This window comes from Methylobacterium sp. E-065 (assembly GCF_022829605.1).
In the GTDB taxonomy this organism is placed as follows: domain Bacteria; phylum Pseudomonadota; class Alphaproteobacteria; order Rhizobiales; family Beijerinckiaceae; genus Methylobacterium.
In genome coordinates this window covers 29,906-47,228 of sequence record NZ_JAKSYD010000041.1, presented here as the reverse complement: position 1 = coordinate 47,228, position 17,323 = coordinate 29,906, and the positions used below count along the sequence as shown (strand labels likewise).

Here is a 17,323-nt window from a genome sequence, read left to right as displayed (position 1 = left end):
TGCGACCGTCTCCACGACCAACATCCCGCGCAAGCCTCCCGTTCGAGCCGGAAGGCATTGTGGATGACTTGTCCTGGGGGTCCCGTTTGGACGCCGATCACCCCGAGAACGGGGTCCTTATTCCACGCCTAATCACAGTTCTCTGCCCAATACCAACAGGATCCAGTGCCGCCGGGCGGCAATGTCATCCGTCGCGAATGGCTGCGCACATACGATCGGCCGCCGAGCCAGTTCGATCGGCTCGTCGTCGCCTGGGACACCGCCTCGACGCTGTCGGAGCGTAGTGACTGGTCGGTCGGAACGGTGTGGGGCATGGTCGGTACGGACTTCTACCTTCTCGATGTCCTACGCGCCCGGCTGGAAGCGCCCGGATTGCACAAAGCGATCCTGGCGCTCAGCGAGCGCTGGCAAGCGGATGCGACGCTGATCGAGGATACTGAGCTGGGCCGGGCCGTGTCGCAGATGCTGCGACATGGGCGAGAACTGCGTCCAATCTTACGCAAGCCGCGCTTCGACAAGATGGCACGATTGCTCGCCCAGTCGGCTTTGTTCGAGGCCGGGCAGATCCACCTCCCGACCGAAGCGCCGTGGTTGGCCACGTATCTCAACGAGCTTCTGGCGTTCCCGACCGGGCAGCACGACGATCAGGTCGACGCCACGAGCTGCGCCCTGCTCTACCTCGGGGAGCGGAGCGCACGGATGCAGCCACCCGCCCGGCGCAGCCGGGCGAGCATCCTTCCGAAAGTAAACCGTCGCCGTGCCCAGGAGGCGCTCTCACCGCAAGAGCCGGATGACAGGCCGACCACAGAGCCACGCGAGTACAAGGTGCCAGCTTCGTGGCAACCGGGCGACCCGCGGCCGCGGTGAAGGCAACATGAGAGCGGGTTCTGTGTCTGGAAGCAGTCATTCTGCAATGCGCCCATCCCGGTCATTCAAGGAGTATCGGACGCCCTTTCATAGCAGACATGTAGCATCAAGATGGCGACGTTGGACCATCTGCATACGCGTGAATAGTGGTCTCTCGGGAGTCGGCCGGACCTCCGGATTGAACAGCCATTTCCGTTGGCCTGAAGCGCGAAGCTATGCAGACGTCGGGTTCTCCGTCTCCCTGATCCTCGGATCCGGAAGATCCAGCAGCTTGGCGATCTCGACGCCTTCGCGGCCGTCGATCAGATCAGCCAACGTGTAGCGGTCGAGCACGGCGAGAAACGCTCCTAGCGCCTCAGAAAGCGCCCGGCGCAGACGACACGGCGCGGTGATCGCGCAGGCATTGCCAGCGAAGCATTCGACCAGCGCAAGATCGTCCTCGGTTTGGCGCACCACTGCACCAACGACGATGTCCGCGGGCGGCCTTGCCAAGCGCAGACCACCCCCGCGACCACGGATCGTGCGGATCAACCCGAGGCGCCCGAGCTGGTGCACGACCTTTGTGAGGTGGCTCTCCGAGATGCCGTAGGCGCGTGCGATCTCGGCGATTGAGCTCTGCCGCGGCTCATGCAGCCCGACATAAATCAGCACGCGTAGGGTGTAGTCGGTGTATCGGGTCAGACGCATTGTGTCTCCGGAACGTCCTTAAGATACATTTCGCTTGCATGTTTTAAAAGCCCGCGCCAAAAGGTTCATACCGTATGAACCTTTGAGGTTGAGATGCCCACCCCGCTTTCCCTTCCTGCAGTCGCTCTGGTCAAAGCGACAGTGCCAGCGCTCGAAGCGCACGGTCTGACAATCACCCACCGCATGTACGAACGCCTGTTCAAAAACGTGGAGATGCGCGATCTCTTCAACCAGTCGCACCATGGCGAAGCGGGCTCTCAGCCCAAGGCCCTGGCGCAGGCCGTGCTCGCCTACGCGCGCAACATAGACAAACTCAGCGCGCTCTCGGGGGCGGTCGAGCGCATCATCCAGAGGCACGTCGCGCTCAACATCCTACCCGAGCACTATCCTTACGTGGGCGAGGCGTTGCTCGGCGCAATTCAAGAGGTGCTCGGCGAAGCAGCTACTCCCGAGATCTGCGCCGCCTGGGGCGAAGCCTATTGGTTCTTGGCTGAGCTCCTGATCGGGCGCGAGGCCGCAATCTACCGAGATCTCGCCACTAGACCCGGCGGCTGGAACGGCTGGCGCGAATTCGTGGTGGAGAGCGTCTTGACGGAGAGCGAGACCATTAGATCCTTCGTGCTCGTGCCTGCTGATGGCCGGGCGGTACTGCGTCACGAACCGGGCCAGTATCTCGGCTTGCAGCTCGACCCACCGGGCCACGGGGTGCTCAAGCGTAATTATTCGATCTCCTGCGCCCCGAACGACCGCGCATATCGCATCACAGTCAAACGAGAAGGCCATGCTGGTCGGCCTGCCGGCGTCGTCTCGAACTGGTTGCATGACCAAGCGCACCCCGGGACCTTGTTGAAAGTTGCGCCACCTGCGGGTGAATTCTTCCTCGACCGGAAGGATGACGGGCCGGTCGTTCTCGTCAGCGGCGGTGTCGGTCTTACCCCCATGATCAGCATGCTTGAGACGATAGCCGATGCTACGCCCGGCCGACCAACATGGTACGTGCACAGCGCGTTGCATGGACGCGTGCACGCGATGCGTGACCACGCCCAAACCCTCGTTGCCGGCAACGAAGCTTTGCAGCTGCATACGTTCTACTCGGAGCCGAGTGAGCACGACCGCCGGGGACGGCACTACGACACGCACGGCCGCATCACGGCGGATTGGCTCGTAGGGCACACGCCGCACGAGCATGCGACCTACTATCTATGCGGCCCCAAGCCGTTCCTGGCCGCCCTGGTGAACGGGCTGCTGCGACTGGGCGTCCCGACTGAGCGGGTGCGGTTCGAGTTCTTCGGCCCCGCCGACGAACTGATCGAACAACAGCGGCACGCGGCCTGAAGGAAGGGGTGCCACACCGCACAGGTTGGCACCCCGTCCACAGTAAATCCGTCCACGATCAACATTCCAGACGCAAAAAATTTCCGAAACAACAAGACTCAATTTTGAAATTATTTAAAATACCTAATATCATTGAATGCTTGTTTTTCAGGTCTAAACGCATTTCGAAAAATGGAGCGGTGCTTTCTCGAAAATTCCGCTCTATTTCGTACCTAACTAGATAAGCGACTGCTGGTTGCCGGATCGCTCATAGAATTTAGTCCGGGCAAAAAATTGAAATTTGAAATCCGCCTTTCCTCAATCCAGATCCCGTGATGGAATCGACGACGGGAAAATGCTGTTCGGCCGGGCAACCCACTGAATGCTCGTGTAGGCAGTAAGGAACCGGACCAATGCGAGACAAAGTCAGCGACTTGATCGGAGATGGGCGGTGGAAGCTTCCGCAAGGCAATCTACTTTCGTCTTCGAACGATAGGCGATGGTCCGGTGTAGCTGCGGAAAAACGTCGACACTCTGCCGGTGAAGTCCCGGAAATGATTTCGGACCGAACGGTCATCGCCTTGACCCTGCGGGGGACCTCCGAAGCGGTCATCCATCGTCGTGGAAACGGAGAGCGGCAGGCGACCACGGCCGTTACCGGAACCTTCTGGCTCTGTCCCGAGGGTGTCGCAGAAGACTCGATCCGGATCACGGCGGACATTCCCGAAATGCTACACATCTACCTGCCGCGAAATCCATTCACTCAACTATCGCTGGAAGACAACTACCCAGATCTGGATGCGACGACAATTTCGTACCGCTCCGGTTCGCACGACACTCTGATTGCTGAAATTGGGCACATCTTCGACTCGGAGCTAACGCGGGAAACGTCATCGGGCAAGCTCTTAGTCGAGGCTGCAGGCGTAACCTTGGCGGCATTTCTCGCACATAAGTATTCGTGCATCTCACTATCGTACGGATACCATGCGCAAGCCATACATGCGCTCGACAAAAAGAGGCTGGATCGCGTCCGCGAATTTATAGACGCTAACCTAGACAACGACATCAGCGTCGACGAACTGGCTGGGGTCGCCTGTTTGAGCAAATTCCATTTTATAAGGGCCTTCAAGGCAGCATCCGGGATATCGCCGCACAGTTACGTAAGTCATCTTCGTCTTGAGAGAGCCAAGCTTCTTCTGAGGCTCGGGCAGATATCACTTCAAGACATAGCATTAACGTGCCGATTTTCTTCACAGTCCAATTTTACGAAAGCATTTAGACGGGTGGTCGGGGTACCCCCGGGGCAATACCGACAAAGATCGAAATGACTGATGATTCAACCTGACGAGGAGCCGAGCAATTTTGGAGCTCGAAACCGCAGTTTCGGAAAATACGCCGCGTCCTCGATAGATCAATGTTTTTACAGATATCGGGGAATTAGACCGCAGCTCCAGAGGTAGATAGTTAGGCAAACAAATGTCGCGCTATATTCAAACTTACTATAGTAGCGCAATCCCTCCCCTTCGTGGGCATGACGTGGCGATCAGACCTCAAGGACGAGCACCACACTATTTCCCGCGGAGTGAAAAATTGGGAATGAAGATGTCTCGGAACCTGATCCATCTCGCGGTATTCATGCTGGCTTTCTTCGCGTCGATAACTCCCGCCACCGCTCACGTAAAATGGTTTGCTCCTTATATCGTGGGCGCCCCTCCAAAGCCTGTCAGCTATACGATAGCTGACGCCTGGTTCTGGTTCGGCATTTGTCTCGTCAGTGTTTTTTTTGTTACGGCGAGAGCCGTTGAGGCCGGTGCTTATGGCCCAGTGGCGCTTGATATCCTTGATCGCCTGACGCGACCACTTTGGGATCGCCTCGATGATTATATCAGGGCAATCGTCGCGGCTTTCTTCGTTGCGATATTCTCAGTTGGCGGGATCTATCTTACGCCCGACCTGAAAACTCCCGCGGAATGGGTTTCCTGGATGCAATTGGTAATCGCGGGCGCGATATTCTGGAAGCGGACGATGCCAATCGCTGCGGTCGGTATCGTAGCTCTATGGCTACTAGCCCTGCGCGATTACGATCTTTTCCATCTCTTCGATTACCTCGCTTTGGGACTGGGCGTAGCTCTTTATCTCCTGCTTGCCTCTTCGGGCCGAGAAAGTTGGCGCGTTCATCGGTTCGAGGCACTGCGTTGGGGGCTTGCAATAGCCCTAATGTGGTCGAGCCTTGAAAAATTTGCTTACCCGGAGTGGTTCTATCCCCTCGTGGAGGAGAAGCCCTTCCTCACCTTCGGCCTGCCGCGCGACGGGTTCATACCGATGGCCGGCGTGGCCGAGTTCACCATGGGGTTTGGCCTGATCTGGACGCCGCTCATCAGGCGGCTCTCCGCGCTTGCCCTCTTGGTGATTTTTACGTCCGCAGTCTGGCCGTTCGGTCGCATTGAGATCATCGGTCATGGGCTAATCATGGCCATCGTTTTAGCGGTAGCCGCAGACCATAGTATGTCTTCGCATCTGCTCTCAAATTTCAAGACACGCATATCAAATATTCCAATTGGATTAAGCGCAGCATTGGCAGTTTTCGTGACGGGATACTGGGGGTTGCATCTGGCTTTATACGGCTCCGAGGGTTACGTCGGCCCGGCAACACAGGAGCGGGCTACCCACTCGCACAATCCTGATCAGCCGCACGGCCCACAGGCAAATGGTGGGATAGGTGCGCCGCCGACACGTGGTCAAGAGGTCATACGATGAATTATCGAGCATGACCCAGAAAATGATCTGTCCTTTTAGGCGCTCTTGAACATCTCTGAACACATCGGCGCAATCTAATGCTTACAAGTGTCGATTTCCAGCAACATGCATGAGGTTTACAATGAGCGAACTTTGGCTACCCACTCTGATCACCGACACGCCCCAGGCCGGGTTCGATCTAGCCGTCAAGCTTTCCCGGGTCGGCGTAAAAGTCACGCAGCCGTCCGACGAAATTCGAACGCATCTACGCACGGTCTATGAGCGGGACAGCCATCAACTCATCGCCACCTCCCAAGTCATTGCTCTCAACTTCCAAACAGTCGCAGCGGCCAACAATTGGTGGCGCTGACATTTTTCGTTATGTCGCTTTATTTATTCGATAAAATCGAGGCTATTTTTATGCGCATGCGAACAGATTTGACGTACCTGCCCCGGACCGCAGGGATTATGGTCGCGGTCGGTTCTCTGTTCGTGAAACTGTTGACATTACAAGTAGGCGCGGAAGTTCTCGCAGCCGCTCAACCTGCCGCCCGTAGCGATGGCGATACCTTGAGCCTGCTTAACGCGGCAAACGAGATTTTCAAACCGGTTCCATCCATCGTGCCCTCTGTAAAAGGTAATCCTGTTACGCGAGAAAAAGTGGATCTCGGGCGAATGTTGTGGTTTGACTGGCGTCTTTCAGCCAGCGGGGTCATCAGTTGCAATTCCTGCCACAGCCTAGCGGCCGGAGGCAGCGACAACGTCGAGACTTCCATAGGACATGGCTGGCAAAAAGGTCCTCGCAACTCACCTACGGTGCTCAACGCGATCTTCAATGCGGCGCAGTTTTGGGATGGACGAGCCGATGATCTGCGTTCCCAGGCCCGGGGTCCGATTCAGGCCGCCGTGGAAATGGCCTCCACCCCGGATCACGTCATCGCTGTGCTAAAAAGCATCCCGGAGTACGGGGATAAGTTTGCGACCGCCTTTCCTGGGGAGCCGGACGCCGTCACGTTCGACAATGTTACCCGAGCCCTTGAAGATTTTGAGGCAATCCTGATCACGCCGGCCTCTCGCTTTGACCAATTTCTGGAGGGAAATCTCAATATCCTCACGGCGCAGGAAAAACGAGGCTTGAGGCTGTTCATGGATACCGGATGCTCAGGCTGCCACAACGGCATTAATGTCGGTGGCCAAGACTATTTCCCTTTCGGAGTTATAGAAAGACCAGGCAGCAATATTCTCCCGCCAGAAGACAAGGGCCGTTTCGCGGTGACCAAGACTTCCAGTGACGAGTATGTCTTCCGCGCTGTCCCGCTTCGCAACGTCGCGCTGACCGCACCATATTTTCATTCCGGCAAAGTCTGGAGCCTTGAACAGGCAGTTGCAATCATGGGGACGGCACAGCTCGGAAAAGAACTGACCGCCGAGGAAACAAGCGTCATCGCCGCATTTCTGAGGACACTGACGGGTCAGGCACCTCGGATCGAGTTGCCGATCCTGCCGCCAAGTACGGCACAGACCCCGCGACCGGAAATATCTGCGAAGAACGCATCGAAACCTGGCGAAGGGGCGGGGAAAATCGCGACGGACAAATAGAGTATATCTATAGTCTCACCAAGCTGCGGTCTCCTGAATCTGGCATCGCGACAGCATTCAGATTTAAGTTTGAATCGCTGTTATTTATTTCGAGGGATCGACAATGAGACGCTACCCAGCAGTGTCCCTCATCAAGGCGATGGTTCTCGTTTCGCTTTCTTACAGCGCACCACTTCGCGCCGAAACCTCGCGTCACGAGACGGTGACACCCGCATTCCAAGGCTTGATTCCGAACATCCAAGGCAAAAGCATCGTCACCGCCGTCGTCGAGTACCCCCCGGGAGCCAAGTCGCCGAGCCATCATCACGCCTCTTCGGCCTTCGTATACGCCTACGTGCTCTCGGGTGCGGTTCGCAGTCAGGTCAACGAGGGCCCGGCGCAGGTTTATCGAACCGGCGAGAGCTTCACCGAGGCTCCCGGCGCTCATCACTCGATCAGCGAGAATGCCAGCGACACGGAGCCGGCGCGACTGTTGGCGGTATTCATTCTCGACACGGGGGACCACCCCCTGACCACACCCGACCGATAGCCCCGCATCTTGATCTCTTCGGATCGGCTCGGTTCAGGTCTTTGTTGCCACCGCATCGATCCATCGGCGGTGTTCGGTGAAGCGCTCCGCCAACAGGTCAAGAAAGCTTCGCACCTTCGTCGAGAGATGGCGCCGGTGCGGGTAGATGGCGTTGATGGCGAATTCCACCGGTCGGTGCTCCGGCAAGAGCCGCACCAAGCTCCCGGTCTCCAAATCCTGGCCTACCAGGAACATCGGTGCCAGGAAGACGCCGCCACCATCGAGTGTGAGCGCACGAAGAAGCGCGGCGCTGTTGCTGACCATGTTGCCGGCAACCTTGACCGACGCGGTCTTGCCTTCGGACGTCTCGAACCGCCACTCGTCTCCATAGGGGTAGAAGGCGTAGCGTAGGCAATTGTGGTGCGCCAAGTCGCTGAGCCGTACCGGCGTCGGATGGGTATCGAGATAGGCCGGGGCGCAGGTCAGGACGTGACGCCACGCTGTCAGCCGTCGCACGATCAGACCCGAGTCCGGCGGCGGCGTTACCCGAATCGCGAGATCGTACCCATCCTCGATCAGGTCGACCATCCGGTCCCCGGCGGTCAGATCGACCGTAACGGCCGGGTAGAGCGTGAGGTATTCCCGCAGGACCGGCGCCATGAAGGTCGAGATGTGCCCCGCTATGTGAAGCCTCAGCTGTCCGCGCGGCGTTGCATGTAGGGCGCTCGCTACGCGGTCCGCCTCTTCGAGCTCAGCCAGGATCTGGCTGGACCGCTCGTAATAAGCCTGTCCGATTTCCGTGAGACTGACCTTGCGCGTCGTGCGGTTCAGGAGACGCGCGCCGAGCCGGTCCTCCAGGGCCTGCACATGCTTGCTGACCATCGTGACGGACATGTTCAGGCGCCTGGCGGCCGCCGAGAAACCGCCGCCCTCAACGACGCGTCCGAATACAGCAAGGCTCGTCAGCCGATCCATCTGCGGCCGGACATTATCCGCTCCCGGTTTACAGTCCTTCCCAGATTCTCAGGATTATCACTTCAGCCCCGAAGTCGCACTCTCACGCCATGCCGAGAAGCCGTTCCTCAACAGGGAAGGCGCTTCGCAAGACAGGAGGATGCCATGTCCGAGATGCCCCGCTCCGAGACCTTCCAAAAAGCAGTCGACGCCGCCGAATGGACGCGGCCGGAGGTCGGTACGTCCAGCCGAGTTCCGGTCCAGCGACACGCGTTCAAGCGCATTGCCCTCGTTCTCGCGTTGCTCGCAGGCACGGGCGCCGGAGCGAACTACGGCTACGAGTATTGGACGACAGGGCAGTATCTCGTCTCGACCGACGATGCCTACGTAAAGGCGGATTACACGACGATTGCCCCGAAGGTGTCCGGCTACATCGCCGATGTGCTGGTCGCCGACAACCAGACCGTCAGGATCGGGCAGGTCCTCGCTCGCATCGACGACCGCGATTTCCGCACGTCGCTTGCCCGAGCGCAGGCCGACGTCGCCGCTGCCGAAGCTACCGTTCGCAATCTCGGGGCCCAGATCGTTCTCCAGCGAGCGGTCGTTGACCAGCAGGATGCGCAGATCGCCCTCACGCAGGCATCCCTCAAATCCGCGAACGCAGAGGCCGAGCGCTATCAATCGCTCGTCAAGACCGGATCCGGCACGCTCCAGCGAGCACAGGCGACCGAAGCCGGCCTGAGCGAGAAGACCGCACAGCTACGCCGCGACCGCGCCGCTGAACTCGCCGCGGAACAGCAGATCGAGGTTTTGACCACCGAGGTCGGTCGGGCTGAAGCCCAGCGTGACCACGCTCGCGCGCTGGCCCGGCAGGCTGAGCTCAACCTGTCGTACACGGTCGTGACCGCGGCCGTGGACGGAACGGTAGGCTCGCGAACCCTCCGCGTCGGGCAATACGTGCAAGCCGGCACCCAGCTCATGGCGGTGGTTCCGCTCGACGCCACATACATCGTGGCGAACTACAAAGAGACACAACTCACCGACGTCCGTCCGGGCCAGCCGGTCGAGATCGAGGTCGATACTTTCGCCGGACACAGGCTTAAGGGCCGCGTCGACAGCCTGTCTCCGGCTAGCGGCCTGGAGTTCGCACTGCTGCCGCCTGACAACGCCACCGGCAACTTCACGAAGATCGTCCAGCGCATCCCGGTCAAGATCGTGCTGGAGGACCGGGCCGCGTCCGGAACTCTGCGTGCCGGGATGTCGGTCGAGGCGACCATCGATATCAAGAATGCCCGGCCCGACACGGATAGCCGGCCCTGAACCGGCGCCATCTTCAACTCAGACCGGATAGTCCTTCCCACAATCCCTGCATTCTCGCCGGCGTGCCGGCGGCGCATCCTGCCTCACAAGAGCAGGAAGGAGCTTCCAATGGCCGCCCTCGTCACCGATGCCGCCCCGGCTCAGTCCGCCGCTTCTGCTTTTGCAGAACGTAGCGAAGCCAACGTTGAGCAGACCCGCGCGCCTTCCAGCCTGAAGATGTGGTCCGCGGTCATCGGCGCCACGCTCGGTGCCTTCATGGCGGTCCTGAACATCCAGATCGTCAACGCCTCGCTCGCCGACATCCAGGGAGCGATAGGCGCCGGCACGGACGACGGCGGCTGGATCTCGACCTCCTACCTCATCGCCGAGATCGTCGTGATCCCGCTCTCGGGCTGGCTCGCTCAGGTGTTCTCCTTGCGCCGGTACCTGCTCGTCAATGCGGTGCTGTTCCTGGTCTTCTCCGTGGCCTGTGCCTTCGCGACCAACCTCTCGCAGATGATCGTGCTGCGCGCGGTCCAGGGCTTTTCCGGCGGTGTCCTGATCCCGATGGCCTTCACCATCATCATCACGCTCCTGCCCAAAGCCAAGCAACCGGTCGGCCTGGCGCTGTTTGCGCTCTCGGCCACCTTCGCGCCCGCCATCGGTCCGACCATCGGCGGCTACCTCACCGAGACCTACAGCTGGAAGTACATCTTCTACGTCAATCTCGTGCCCGGCGCCCTGATGGTCGCCTTACTGTGGTTCTCTCTCGACCGCACGCCGATGAAACTGTCGCTCCTGCGTCAGGGTGACTGGGCCGGCATCGTCACCATGGCGGTCGGTCTGGCTGCCCTTCAGACCGCGCTGGAGGAGGGTAACAAGGACGATTGGTTCGGCTCGCCCTTCATCGTGCGTCTTTCCGTCGTCGCGGCGGTCTCACTGACGCTGTTCGTCTGGATCGAGCTGACCGCGACGCGACCGCTGTTGAACCTGCGCCTCCTTGGCCGCCGCAACTTCGGCTTTGGCATCCTGGCGAACTTCCTGCTGGGGGTCGCGCTCTACGGCTCGGTCTTCATCCTGCCGGTCTATCTCTCGCGCATCCAAGGCTACAACGCCGAGCAGATCGGCTTCGTGCTGGCCTGGACTGGCTTCCCGCAGCTTCTCCTGATCCCGCTCGTGCCGCGCCTAATGCGGCGCTTCGATGCGCGCTGGGTGATCGGGACCGGATTTGCCTTGTTCTCGGCGTCCAATTTCATGAACATCTACATGACGGCCGATACGGCAGCCGATCAGTTGTTTTGGCCAAACGTGGTGCGTGCCCTCGGTCAGGCATTGGTGTTCGCGCCGCTCTCGGCCGTGGCGACTGCGGGCATCGAGAAGGAGAACGCGGGTTCGGCCTCCGCACTATTCAACATGATGCGCAATCTAGGCGGCGCCACCGGGATCGCCACGCTTCAGACCTTCCTATCCAAGCGCGAGCAGTTCCACTCGAACATCCTGACGCATCATGTCTCCTTGTTCGAGGAAGCGACCCGCGCACGCTTGATGGACCTGACGCGCTACTTCCTCGACCACGGCGTCTCAGACCCCGCCGTGGCCGGCCACAAGGCGGCTATCGCCGTCGCCCTCAGGGTGCGGCAGCAAGCCAACGTCATGGCGTTCGGGGACACTTTCTTCCTGCTTGGCGCCGCTCTCGTGCTGGCGCTCCTGGCAAGCCTCCTCCTCAGGAAACCCAATCACCTCGATGCGGGAGGCGCGCATTGAGCCTGTCCCACGCTGCCCCCTGAAGCACGCAAAACATGCAAGCAAACGAAGGAGACACGTCATGACGACATCAATTTTCGATCAGACTCACGAGACCAGACGTACATCGCATATGATGAAGGCGTGCCGTGTCCACAGGTTCGGGCCGCCGAGCGTCATCACGCTGGAGGACGTTCCTCGTCTTGAACCGGGCGAGGGCGAGGTCCTCGTGAAGGTGCACGCGTCCGGGGTCGGACCATGGGATGCATGGATCCGGGCAGGGCGGAGCTTGCTGCCGCAGCCCTTGCCGTTGACGCTCGGCTCTGATGTATCAGGTACGGTTGCGGCTCTGGGCCCGAGCGTTTCTAAGTTCACTCCAGGCGACGCGGTCTTTGGCGTGACCAACAAACGCTTCACGGACGGCTACGCCGAGTATGCCCTCGCATCGGCCGGCATGCTGGCGATAAAGCCAGACCGCCTCGCGCATGTGGATGCCGCATCCTTGCCGGTTGTCGCTGTCACGGCGTGGCAGGCACTCTTCGATCATGCTCATATCAGCAACGGCCGGACGGTGCTGATCCATGGCGCCGCGGGCAATGTCGGCACTTACGCCGTACAATTCGCCCGTGCGGCAGGCGCCCGGGTGATCGCCGCGGCGAGCACGGCCGATCACGCCTACCTGCGCAGCATGGGTGCCAGTGACGTTGTCGACGCCCGCGCGGAGGGCTTCGAGGACAAAATGAACCCCGTCGATGCAGTCATCGACCTTGTCGGTGGAGAGCTCCAGGCACGCTCGTTCTCGATAATCAAGCCAGGCGGAACACTGGTCTCAGCCGTATCGAGGCCTGACCCTACATTGGCCGCTGCACATAATGTCACGGCTAAGTTCTTCTTCGTGGACGTGACCACGGACCTCCTGGGTCAGATCGCAGCTGAAGTCGTCGCCGGTCGTATCGTAACGCAGATTGGCGCGATCCTCCCGCTGGCCGGCGCGCGCACGGCGCATGAGATCCTAGAGGGATCTCACCCGCGTCTTCGCGGAAAGATTGTTCTGCGGGTTGTACCCTGATCCGTCTACATCTCGCCAAGCTGAGTGGTTCTTGCGAAATTTCTAATTTTTGCGGCAACCTGGTGAGGACGATGGTTCTTAATCGCTTAGTCAGCATGACTGCAGAATACCCACTCGGCCTGATTCAAATAACCGTCGACGCACCTTTTTTGGGCCTTTGCACGAAGGCGAAGCGCTCAGACGAATTGAAAGGCTTCACGCCTCAATGACACCGAGACTCCTGAGAGGGCCTGCTGCCGCAGCGCATCATGAATCTTTGTCGCTCGTCGTGGGAGTGACGACTACTCCAGGTCAAAAGCCCAACTCATCATCTATATGGCCGCGGGCGTTGAAGACGCAGGTGCGTTCGATCCGAAAACAGTCTATGCGCGCGCCTCATCAGCTAAATATCTGAATTTGCTGCAAGTTACCAAAATTTAGATATTTTGAGTTCAAAATTAGGTCTTTAAGTCGGTTATCAGCCAGCTATGTTCCAGCACCGCCAGCACTCGCTTGGCGATCATGTTGGCAATTTTGATCGCTGTGATCACCTATTGGTACGCGTTTTCATAGCAGGGAAACTATGCCTGCGGTGAGATCGCCGTAGCATCACCGCGAATAGTTTAAGTCACTGAATTTAAGTCTGGAATAATTCTTCTCTGACATTCAATTCAGCCTAGAAAAACGTCCGCTTACTTACAGCCTGAGCTCCGAAGCAGCCATTCCGCTTTCGGCCAGATGCAGCCTACACGAAGCGCCGGCCTGAGCGTCTCAGATGGGTGGTTTGCAGTCCGTCTGCTTGCGGTTCGTAGGACGCGGAAAGCTGACGTTCGGCCGTGGACGATTGATTAACCCGTATGTCCATTGGCGCCTACAAGCTCGATTTTTTGGCGTCAAGCGTACCTGGGTAACTCGGCGACCTTTATGCTTCGATGATTGAGCGGATCTTGCTCGCAAGTCCTTCGACCGGAAAAGGCTTAGTGATCATCTGCATACCGGGTGCGAGGTGGCCTGCACCGAAGGCGGCGTTCTCCGCGTAGCCTGTCATGAACAGTACCTTCAGGTCCGGCCGCCCGGTTCGGGCCTGGTCCGCGAGCTGTCGGCCGTTGAGCCCAGGCAGACCTACATCCGTGACCAGGAGGTCGATGCGCGCGTCCGACTGCAGGATGCAGAGGCCGGAAGGCCCGTCGGGCGCTTCCCGGGTGGCGTAGCCGAGTTCACCCAGCACCTCGACGACGAGGGTTCGCACCGTATCGTCGTCCTCGACCACCAAGACCGTCTCGCCAAGTTCGGCACGGGGCGTCTCGCCCCTGGTGGTGCCAGGCACTTCGAACTCACCGAAAAACCGTGACAGGTAGAGCTTCACCGAGGTCCCTTTATCGGCGGGAGTGGGCCCCTCGGGGTGGACGGGATCAGGCTGCTGGTTTGACCATCAGCCGGGTATGTTGATCCTCGAACTGCGCGGGGCTGAGATAGCCGAGTGCCGAGTGGAGCCGTCGCGTATTGTAGGTCTCTTCGATGAAGCGCGGCAAGCTTTCGAGTACGTCGGCGAACGTCTCGAAGGCCATGGGATAGACACCTTCAACCTTGAGCGTCTTTATGAAGCTCTCGGCCTTGGCATTGTCATAAGGGTTGCCGCGTCGTCCCATCGAGCCAGCCAAGCCGTGCTTGGCGAGATGCTCACGGTACGTCTTGGCAGCGTATTGCGACCCACGGTCGGAATGGTGGACGCAGCCTTTCGGTGGTTTGCGGGCCTCGATTGCCATGCCGAGGGCGGCCAGGGTGAGACGCGCGTCGATTGCGCGACTAAGGGCGAAGTCGACGACTCGCCGTGACCAGGCATCGAGAATGACGGCGACGTAGACGAAGCCGCCGATGATCGTCACGTAGGTAATGTCCGCCACCCAGAGCTGGTCGGGGCCGTCGATGCTGGCTTTCTTTGCAAGATTCGGAAAGATCGGCTGATCATGATTGCTGTTGGTCGTCTTCGTAACGCGGCGTCGTATCTTAGGCTCAAGGTCGTGCTCGCGCATGAGGCGGTCCTTCTTGTGATTGACCTGCAGGCCATTCTGACGGAGTGCCGCCTGGACGCGACGCCAGCCATAATGCTCGAACGCGTCGCAGATCGTCGCCATCGCCTCGACGATGGCGGTGTCGTCCACCGCGCGCACCGGCACGTCATAGACTGTGGACCGGGCCAGTCCCATCAGCCTGCATCCCGCAGCGAGGCTGAGACCGCTGGGCCGATGATCGCGGAGGTAGGCCCGCTTCTCGGACGGGGTTCGGGCCGCAGAGCCCCCTTTAAAAGCTCCAGTTCGAGTGCCTGCCGTCCGACCAGTCGTTCAAGCGCAGCAATCCGTGCCTCATAGACTTGGAGAAGATCGGCGGCGGCGACGTCCTCATCCAGGCCACCGGCCTGATATTTCTCGACCCAAATCCGGGTCAGGTTGCGCGAGAGATCGTGGCGCTTCGAGATCCCGTGCAGCGTCTCGCCGCCAAGATACTCCTGCGACACCTGCCGCTTGAACGCGACGCTGTGGCTTCGGTGCTGTGCCATGGGCTTTCATCCTTCGAAAACCCGGCTGCCCGGTCAATTCCCAATCCCGCTTCTGTCCACCCCAAGGGGCCCACTCCAAGTCTCCACCAGGATTGGCCGCGCGTTGATCGATGCCGAAGGTGCATCGATCGATACCGAAATAAAGTTGGACTTCGCCACTCAATAATGTTCGCATGAATACTATAGCACCTGCCCCCGGTTCGATAGGGCGGACCAGGAGGAAGAGGCTGTTTTTATGAAGAGTCCGGCGCCTCACGTCTTGCACTATGGCATACCGAAGCCGTTGATTGACGTAGGGGTAGCCGAGCATTTCGTGCCCGTTCGCATCCCTAACAACACCGATTTCTCGGTCCTCTCGGACGAAGAGGCCGCGGCCGTGCGCGCCATCGCTGCCGGTGGCGGCCACGACTCAATCGACAAGCAATTCTTCGACTGGCTGCCCAACCTCGAAATTGTGGCCAGCTTCGGTGTCGGATACGACCACATAGATGCCGCTGAGGCGGCGCAGCGCGGGATCGTGGTCACCCACACACCGGATGTCCTAACCGAGGATGTCGCCGACATCGCGCTCGCGCTCTTGCTCGGCACGGTGCGACGGACCGGACAAGCCGAGCGCTTCCTGCGCGCCGGTCACTGGCGCACCGGTACGTTTCCGCTGACATTGAGCTTGCGCGAGCGCTCGGTTGGTATCCTCGGGCTCGGCCGCATCGGCAAGGCCATCGCGCGCCGCATCGAGGCATTCGGCGTGCCGGTCAACTATTGCGGACGTCGTCGCCAGGCCGAGGTGACCTACCCGTATTACGAAGACCTGGTCGCCCTGGCGGGCGCAGTCGACACCCTGATCATCGCGGCCCCCGGCGGTCCGTCGACCGATGGCCTCGTCGACCGCGCCGTGCTCGAAGCGCTTGGTCCGAACGGCATCGTCGTTAACGTTGGCCGCGGCTCGATCATCAATGAGGCGCACCTCGCCGAGGCGCTTCGCGACGGGACCATCGTCGGAGCCGGACTCGACGTGTTCGAGCACGAACCGCAGGTTCCCGAGGGCCTGCTTGCCTGCGAGAATGCGGTGCTCCTGCCGCATATCGGTTCCGCTTCCCACTACACGCGCAACGCCATGGCGCGCCTCGTCGTGGACAATCTCGTGGCTTGGTTCGCGGGTCAGGATCCTCTCACGCCCGTTGCAGAAACCCCGTTCCGACGCTCCGCCGCTTGAGAACAAGTCACGTGCATCGCCCTTGGGGCGCGGAGAGGCTGACATGTCTCGACAGATTGCGATCGTCACGGGCGCGAGCAGCGGCATTGGCAAGGTGTCCGCGCGCGCCCTGGCGCGTAGCGGCTTCGCGGTCGTGCTGGTCGGCCGGCGTGCGGTCGAGCTTGAGAATGCTGCCGCGTCCATTCGCGACGACGGCGGTTCGGCCAAAGCCATCGTCGTGGACGTGACCGACCCAGGATCGGTCGAGCGCCTATTCGCCGAGGTACTCGACCGACACGGACGGGTGGATCTACTGTTCAACAATGCCGGGTCTAACATTCCGGCGGCCGAGATTGACGCGATCGACTTCGATCAATGGCGAGCGGTGCAGGACGCCATCGTGACCAGCACCTTCCTGTGCACACGCGAGGCCTTCCGGATCATGAAGGCGCAAAAGCCCGGCGGCGGCAGGATCATCAACAACGGTTCGATCTCGGCCCACGCGCCGCGGCCCGGCTCGGCTCCCTACACTGCTGCTAAGCATGCGATCACCGGCCTGACCCGGTCCACCGCCCTCGACGGGCGACGCTACGCCATTGCGTGCGGTCAGATCGACGTCGGCAACGCCGATACCAAAATGGGTGGGCGGATGAAGGCCGGTGTCATTCAGGCCGATGGCTCGCTGCGCGAGGAACCTGTGATCGACCCCGAGCACGTCGCGAACGCCGTCTTGACGATGGCGAGCCTACCGCTCGACGCGAACATCCTAACCATGACGATCATGGCCACGGCAATGCCGTTCGTGGGACGCGGCTGAAG

15 protein-coding genes and 2 pseudogenes are annotated in these 17,323 nt (G+C 60.1%); 12 read left to right on the top strand and 5 right to left on the bottom strand.

All coding sequences use genetic code 11. From position 1 onward, the window contains the following. Positions 1–165 precede the first annotated feature (165 nt). Positions 166–867 (top strand): phage terminase large subunit, encoded by a 702-nt coding sequence (gene terL / locus MKK84_RS03365; RefSeq protein WP_243916617.1) that lies wholly within the window; start codon positions 166–168, stop codon positions 865–867. 213 nt (positions 868–1,080) lie between these two features. Here terL and MKK84_RS03360 read toward each other — a convergent pair whose 3' ends face one another. Next, the gene (locus MKK84_RS03360) at positions 1,081–1,554 is read right to left on the bottom strand and encodes an Rrf2 family transcriptional regulator (RefSeq protein WP_243916616.1); all 474 of its coding nucleotides are present in this window, start codon (positions 1,552–1,554) and stop codon (positions 1,081–1,083) included. A gap of 93 nt (positions 1,555–1,647) precedes the next feature. Here MKK84_RS03360 and hmpA point away from each other — a divergent pair, with 93 nt between their 5' ends. The 6 genes from hmpA to MKK84_RS03330 all read left to right on the top strand — a co-directional run bounded on the left by hmpA (position 1,648) and on the right by MKK84_RS03330 (position 7,732). Continuing rightward, the gene (gene hmpA, locus MKK84_RS03355; protein ID WP_243916615.1) at positions 1,648–2,889 is read left to right on the top strand and encodes an NO-inducible flavohemoprotein; all 1,242 of its coding nucleotides are present in this window, start codon (positions 1,648–1,650) and stop codon (positions 2,887–2,889) included. 392 nt (positions 2,890–3,281) lie between these two features. After that, on the top strand, positions 3,282–4,196 hold the full coding sequence (locus MKK84_RS03350; RefSeq protein ID WP_243916614.1) for an AraC family transcriptional regulator: 915 nt from the start codon (positions 3,282–3,284) through the stop codon (positions 4,194–4,196). A gap of 274 nt (positions 4,197–4,470) precedes the next feature. After that, positions 4,471–5,625: a hypothetical protein gene (locus tag MKK84_RS03345; protein WP_243916613.1), complete on the top strand. Its 1,155-nt coding sequence runs from the start codon at positions 4,471–4,473 to the stop codon at positions 5,623–5,625. A gap of 121 nt (positions 5,626–5,746) precedes the next feature. Beyond that, positions 5,747–5,974: a hexameric tyrosine-coordinated heme protein gene (locus tag MKK84_RS03340; protein WP_243916612.1), complete on the top strand. Its 228-nt coding sequence runs from the start codon at positions 5,747–5,749 to the stop codon at positions 5,972–5,974. A gap of 98 nt (positions 5,975–6,072) precedes the next feature. Further along, the gene (locus tag MKK84_RS03335) at positions 6,073–7,203 is read left to right on the top strand and encodes a cytochrome-c peroxidase (RefSeq protein WP_243916620.1); all 1,131 of its coding nucleotides are present in this window, start codon (positions 6,073–6,075) and stop codon (positions 7,201–7,203) included. A 130-nt stretch (positions 7,204–7,333) separates the two neighbouring features. Beyond that, the gene (locus MKK84_RS03330; protein ID WP_409566434.1) at positions 7,334–7,732 is read left to right on the top strand and encodes a cupin domain-containing protein; all 399 of its coding nucleotides are present in this window, start codon (positions 7,334–7,336) and stop codon (positions 7,730–7,732) included. Between the two features lie 33 nt (positions 7,733–7,765). On the opposite strand, the gene MKK84_RS03325 is transcribed toward MKK84_RS03330, so the two are convergent. Then, positions 7,766–8,686: a LysR family transcriptional regulator gene (locus tag MKK84_RS03325; protein WP_243916610.1), complete on the bottom strand. Its 921-nt coding sequence runs from the start codon at positions 8,684–8,686 to the stop codon at positions 7,766–7,768. 144 nt (positions 8,687–8,830) lie between these two features. On the opposite strand from MKK84_RS03325, the gene MKK84_RS03320 reads away from it, so the two are divergent. The 3 genes from MKK84_RS03320 to MKK84_RS03310 all read left to right on the top strand — a co-directional run bounded on the left by MKK84_RS03320 (position 8,831) and on the right by MKK84_RS03310 (position 12,776). After that, positions 8,831–9,985, top strand: a complete 1,155-nt coding sequence (locus MKK84_RS03320) for an HlyD family secretion protein (protein ID WP_243916609.1) — start codon at positions 8,831–8,833, stop codon at positions 9,983–9,985. A 108-nt stretch (positions 9,986–10,093) separates the two neighbouring features. Next, the gene (locus MKK84_RS03315) at positions 10,094–11,728 is read left to right on the top strand and encodes an MDR family MFS transporter (protein WP_243916608.1); all 1,635 of its coding nucleotides are present in this window, start codon (positions 10,094–10,096) and stop codon (positions 11,726–11,728) included. A gap of 61 nt (positions 11,729–11,789) precedes the next feature. Further along, positions 11,790–12,776 carry an NADP-dependent oxidoreductase gene (locus MKK84_RS03310; RefSeq protein WP_243916607.1) on the top strand — a complete coding sequence of 329 codons (987 nt, stop codon included), beginning with the start codon at positions 11,790–11,792 and terminating at the stop codon, positions 12,774–12,776. 901 nt (positions 12,777–13,677) lie between these two features. Here MKK84_RS03310 and MKK84_RS03305 read toward each other — a convergent pair. The 3 genes and pseudogenes from MKK84_RS03305 to MKK84_RS03295 form a co-directional block, all read right to left on the bottom strand. Beyond that, positions 13,678–14,133 (bottom strand): annotated as a pseudogene (locus tag MKK84_RS03305) (response regulator); the annotation flags it as partial. 34 nt (positions 14,134–14,167) lie between these two features. Further along, positions 14,168–14,980, bottom strand: a pseudogene (locus MKK84_RS03300) (IS3 family transposase); the annotation flags it as partial. Beyond that, positions 14,962–15,312 (bottom strand): transposase, encoded by a 351-nt coding sequence (locus MKK84_RS03295; RefSeq protein WP_243916606.1) that lies wholly within the window; start codon positions 15,310–15,312, stop codon positions 14,962–14,964. The pseudogene MKK84_RS03300 and the gene MKK84_RS03295, both read right to left, overlap by 19 nt. 235 nt (positions 15,313–15,547) lie before the next feature. Between MKK84_RS03295 and MKK84_RS03290 the strand changes: the two genes are divergently transcribed. Both MKK84_RS03290 and MKK84_RS03285 read left to right on the top strand, forming a co-directional pair. Further along, entirely contained in the window at positions 15,548–16,525 is a 978-nt protein-coding gene (locus MKK84_RS03290; RefSeq protein ID WP_409566433.1) for a 2-hydroxyacid dehydrogenase, read from the top strand. Positions 16,526–16,568: 43 nt separating this feature from the next. After that, on the top strand, positions 16,569–17,321 hold the full coding sequence (locus tag MKK84_RS03285) for an SDR family oxidoreductase (RefSeq protein ID WP_243916619.1): 753 nt from the start codon (positions 16,569–16,571) through the stop codon (positions 17,319–17,321). Positions 17,322–17,323 lie beyond the last annotated feature (2 nt).

What these genes read in the sequence shown, in the direction of transcription:
- MKK84_RS03360 (WP_243916616.1), bottom strand. Translation starts at nt 1,554, where the DNA reads ATGCGTCTGACCCGATACACCGACTACACCCTACGCGTGCTGATTTAT.
- MKK84_RS03345 (WP_243916613.1), top strand. Translation starts at nt 4,471, where the DNA reads ATGTCTCGGAACCTGATCCATCTCGCGGTATTCATGCTGGCTTTCTTC.
- MKK84_RS03320 (WP_243916609.1), top strand. Translation starts at nt 8,831, where the DNA reads ATGTCCGAGATGCCCCGCTCCGAGACCTTCCAAAAAGCAGTCGACGCC.
- MKK84_RS03335 (WP_243916620.1), top strand. Translation starts at nt 6,073, where the DNA reads ATGGTCGCGGTCGGTTCTCTGTTCGTGAAACTGTTGACATTACAAGTA.
- hmpA (WP_243916615.1), top strand. Translation starts at nt 1,648, where the DNA reads ATGCCCACCCCGCTTTCCCTTCCTGCAGTCGCTCTGGTCAAAGCGACA.
- MKK84_RS03295 (WP_243916606.1), bottom strand. Translation starts at nt 15,312, where the DNA reads ATGGCACAGCACCGAAGCCACAGCGTCGCGTTCAAGCGGCAGGTGTCG.
- MKK84_RS03285 (WP_243916619.1), top strand. Translation starts at nt 16,569, where the DNA reads ATGTCTCGACAGATTGCGATCGTCACGGGCGCGAGCAGCGGCATTGGC.
- MKK84_RS03340 (WP_243916612.1), top strand. Translation starts at nt 5,747, where the DNA reads ATGAGCGAACTTTGGCTACCCACTCTGATCACCGACACGCCCCAGGCC.
- MKK84_RS03310 (WP_243916607.1), top strand. Translation starts at nt 11,790, where the DNA reads ATGACGACATCAATTTTCGATCAGACTCACGAGACCAGACGTACATCG.
- MKK84_RS03325 (WP_243916610.1), bottom strand. Translation starts at nt 8,686, where the DNA reads ATGGATCGGCTGACGAGCCTTGCTGTATTCGGACGCGTCGTTGAGGGC.
- MKK84_RS03350 (WP_243916614.1), top strand. Translation starts at nt 3,282, where the DNA reads ATGCGAGACAAAGTCAGCGACTTGATCGGAGATGGGCGGTGGAAGCTT.
- MKK84_RS03315 (WP_243916608.1), top strand. Translation starts at nt 10,094, where the DNA reads ATGGCCGCCCTCGTCACCGATGCCGCCCCGGCTCAGTCCGCCGCTTCT.
- MKK84_RS03290 (WP_409566433.1), top strand. Translation starts at nt 15,548, where the DNA reads ATGAAGAGTCCGGCGCCTCACGTCTTGCACTATGGCATACCGAAGCCG.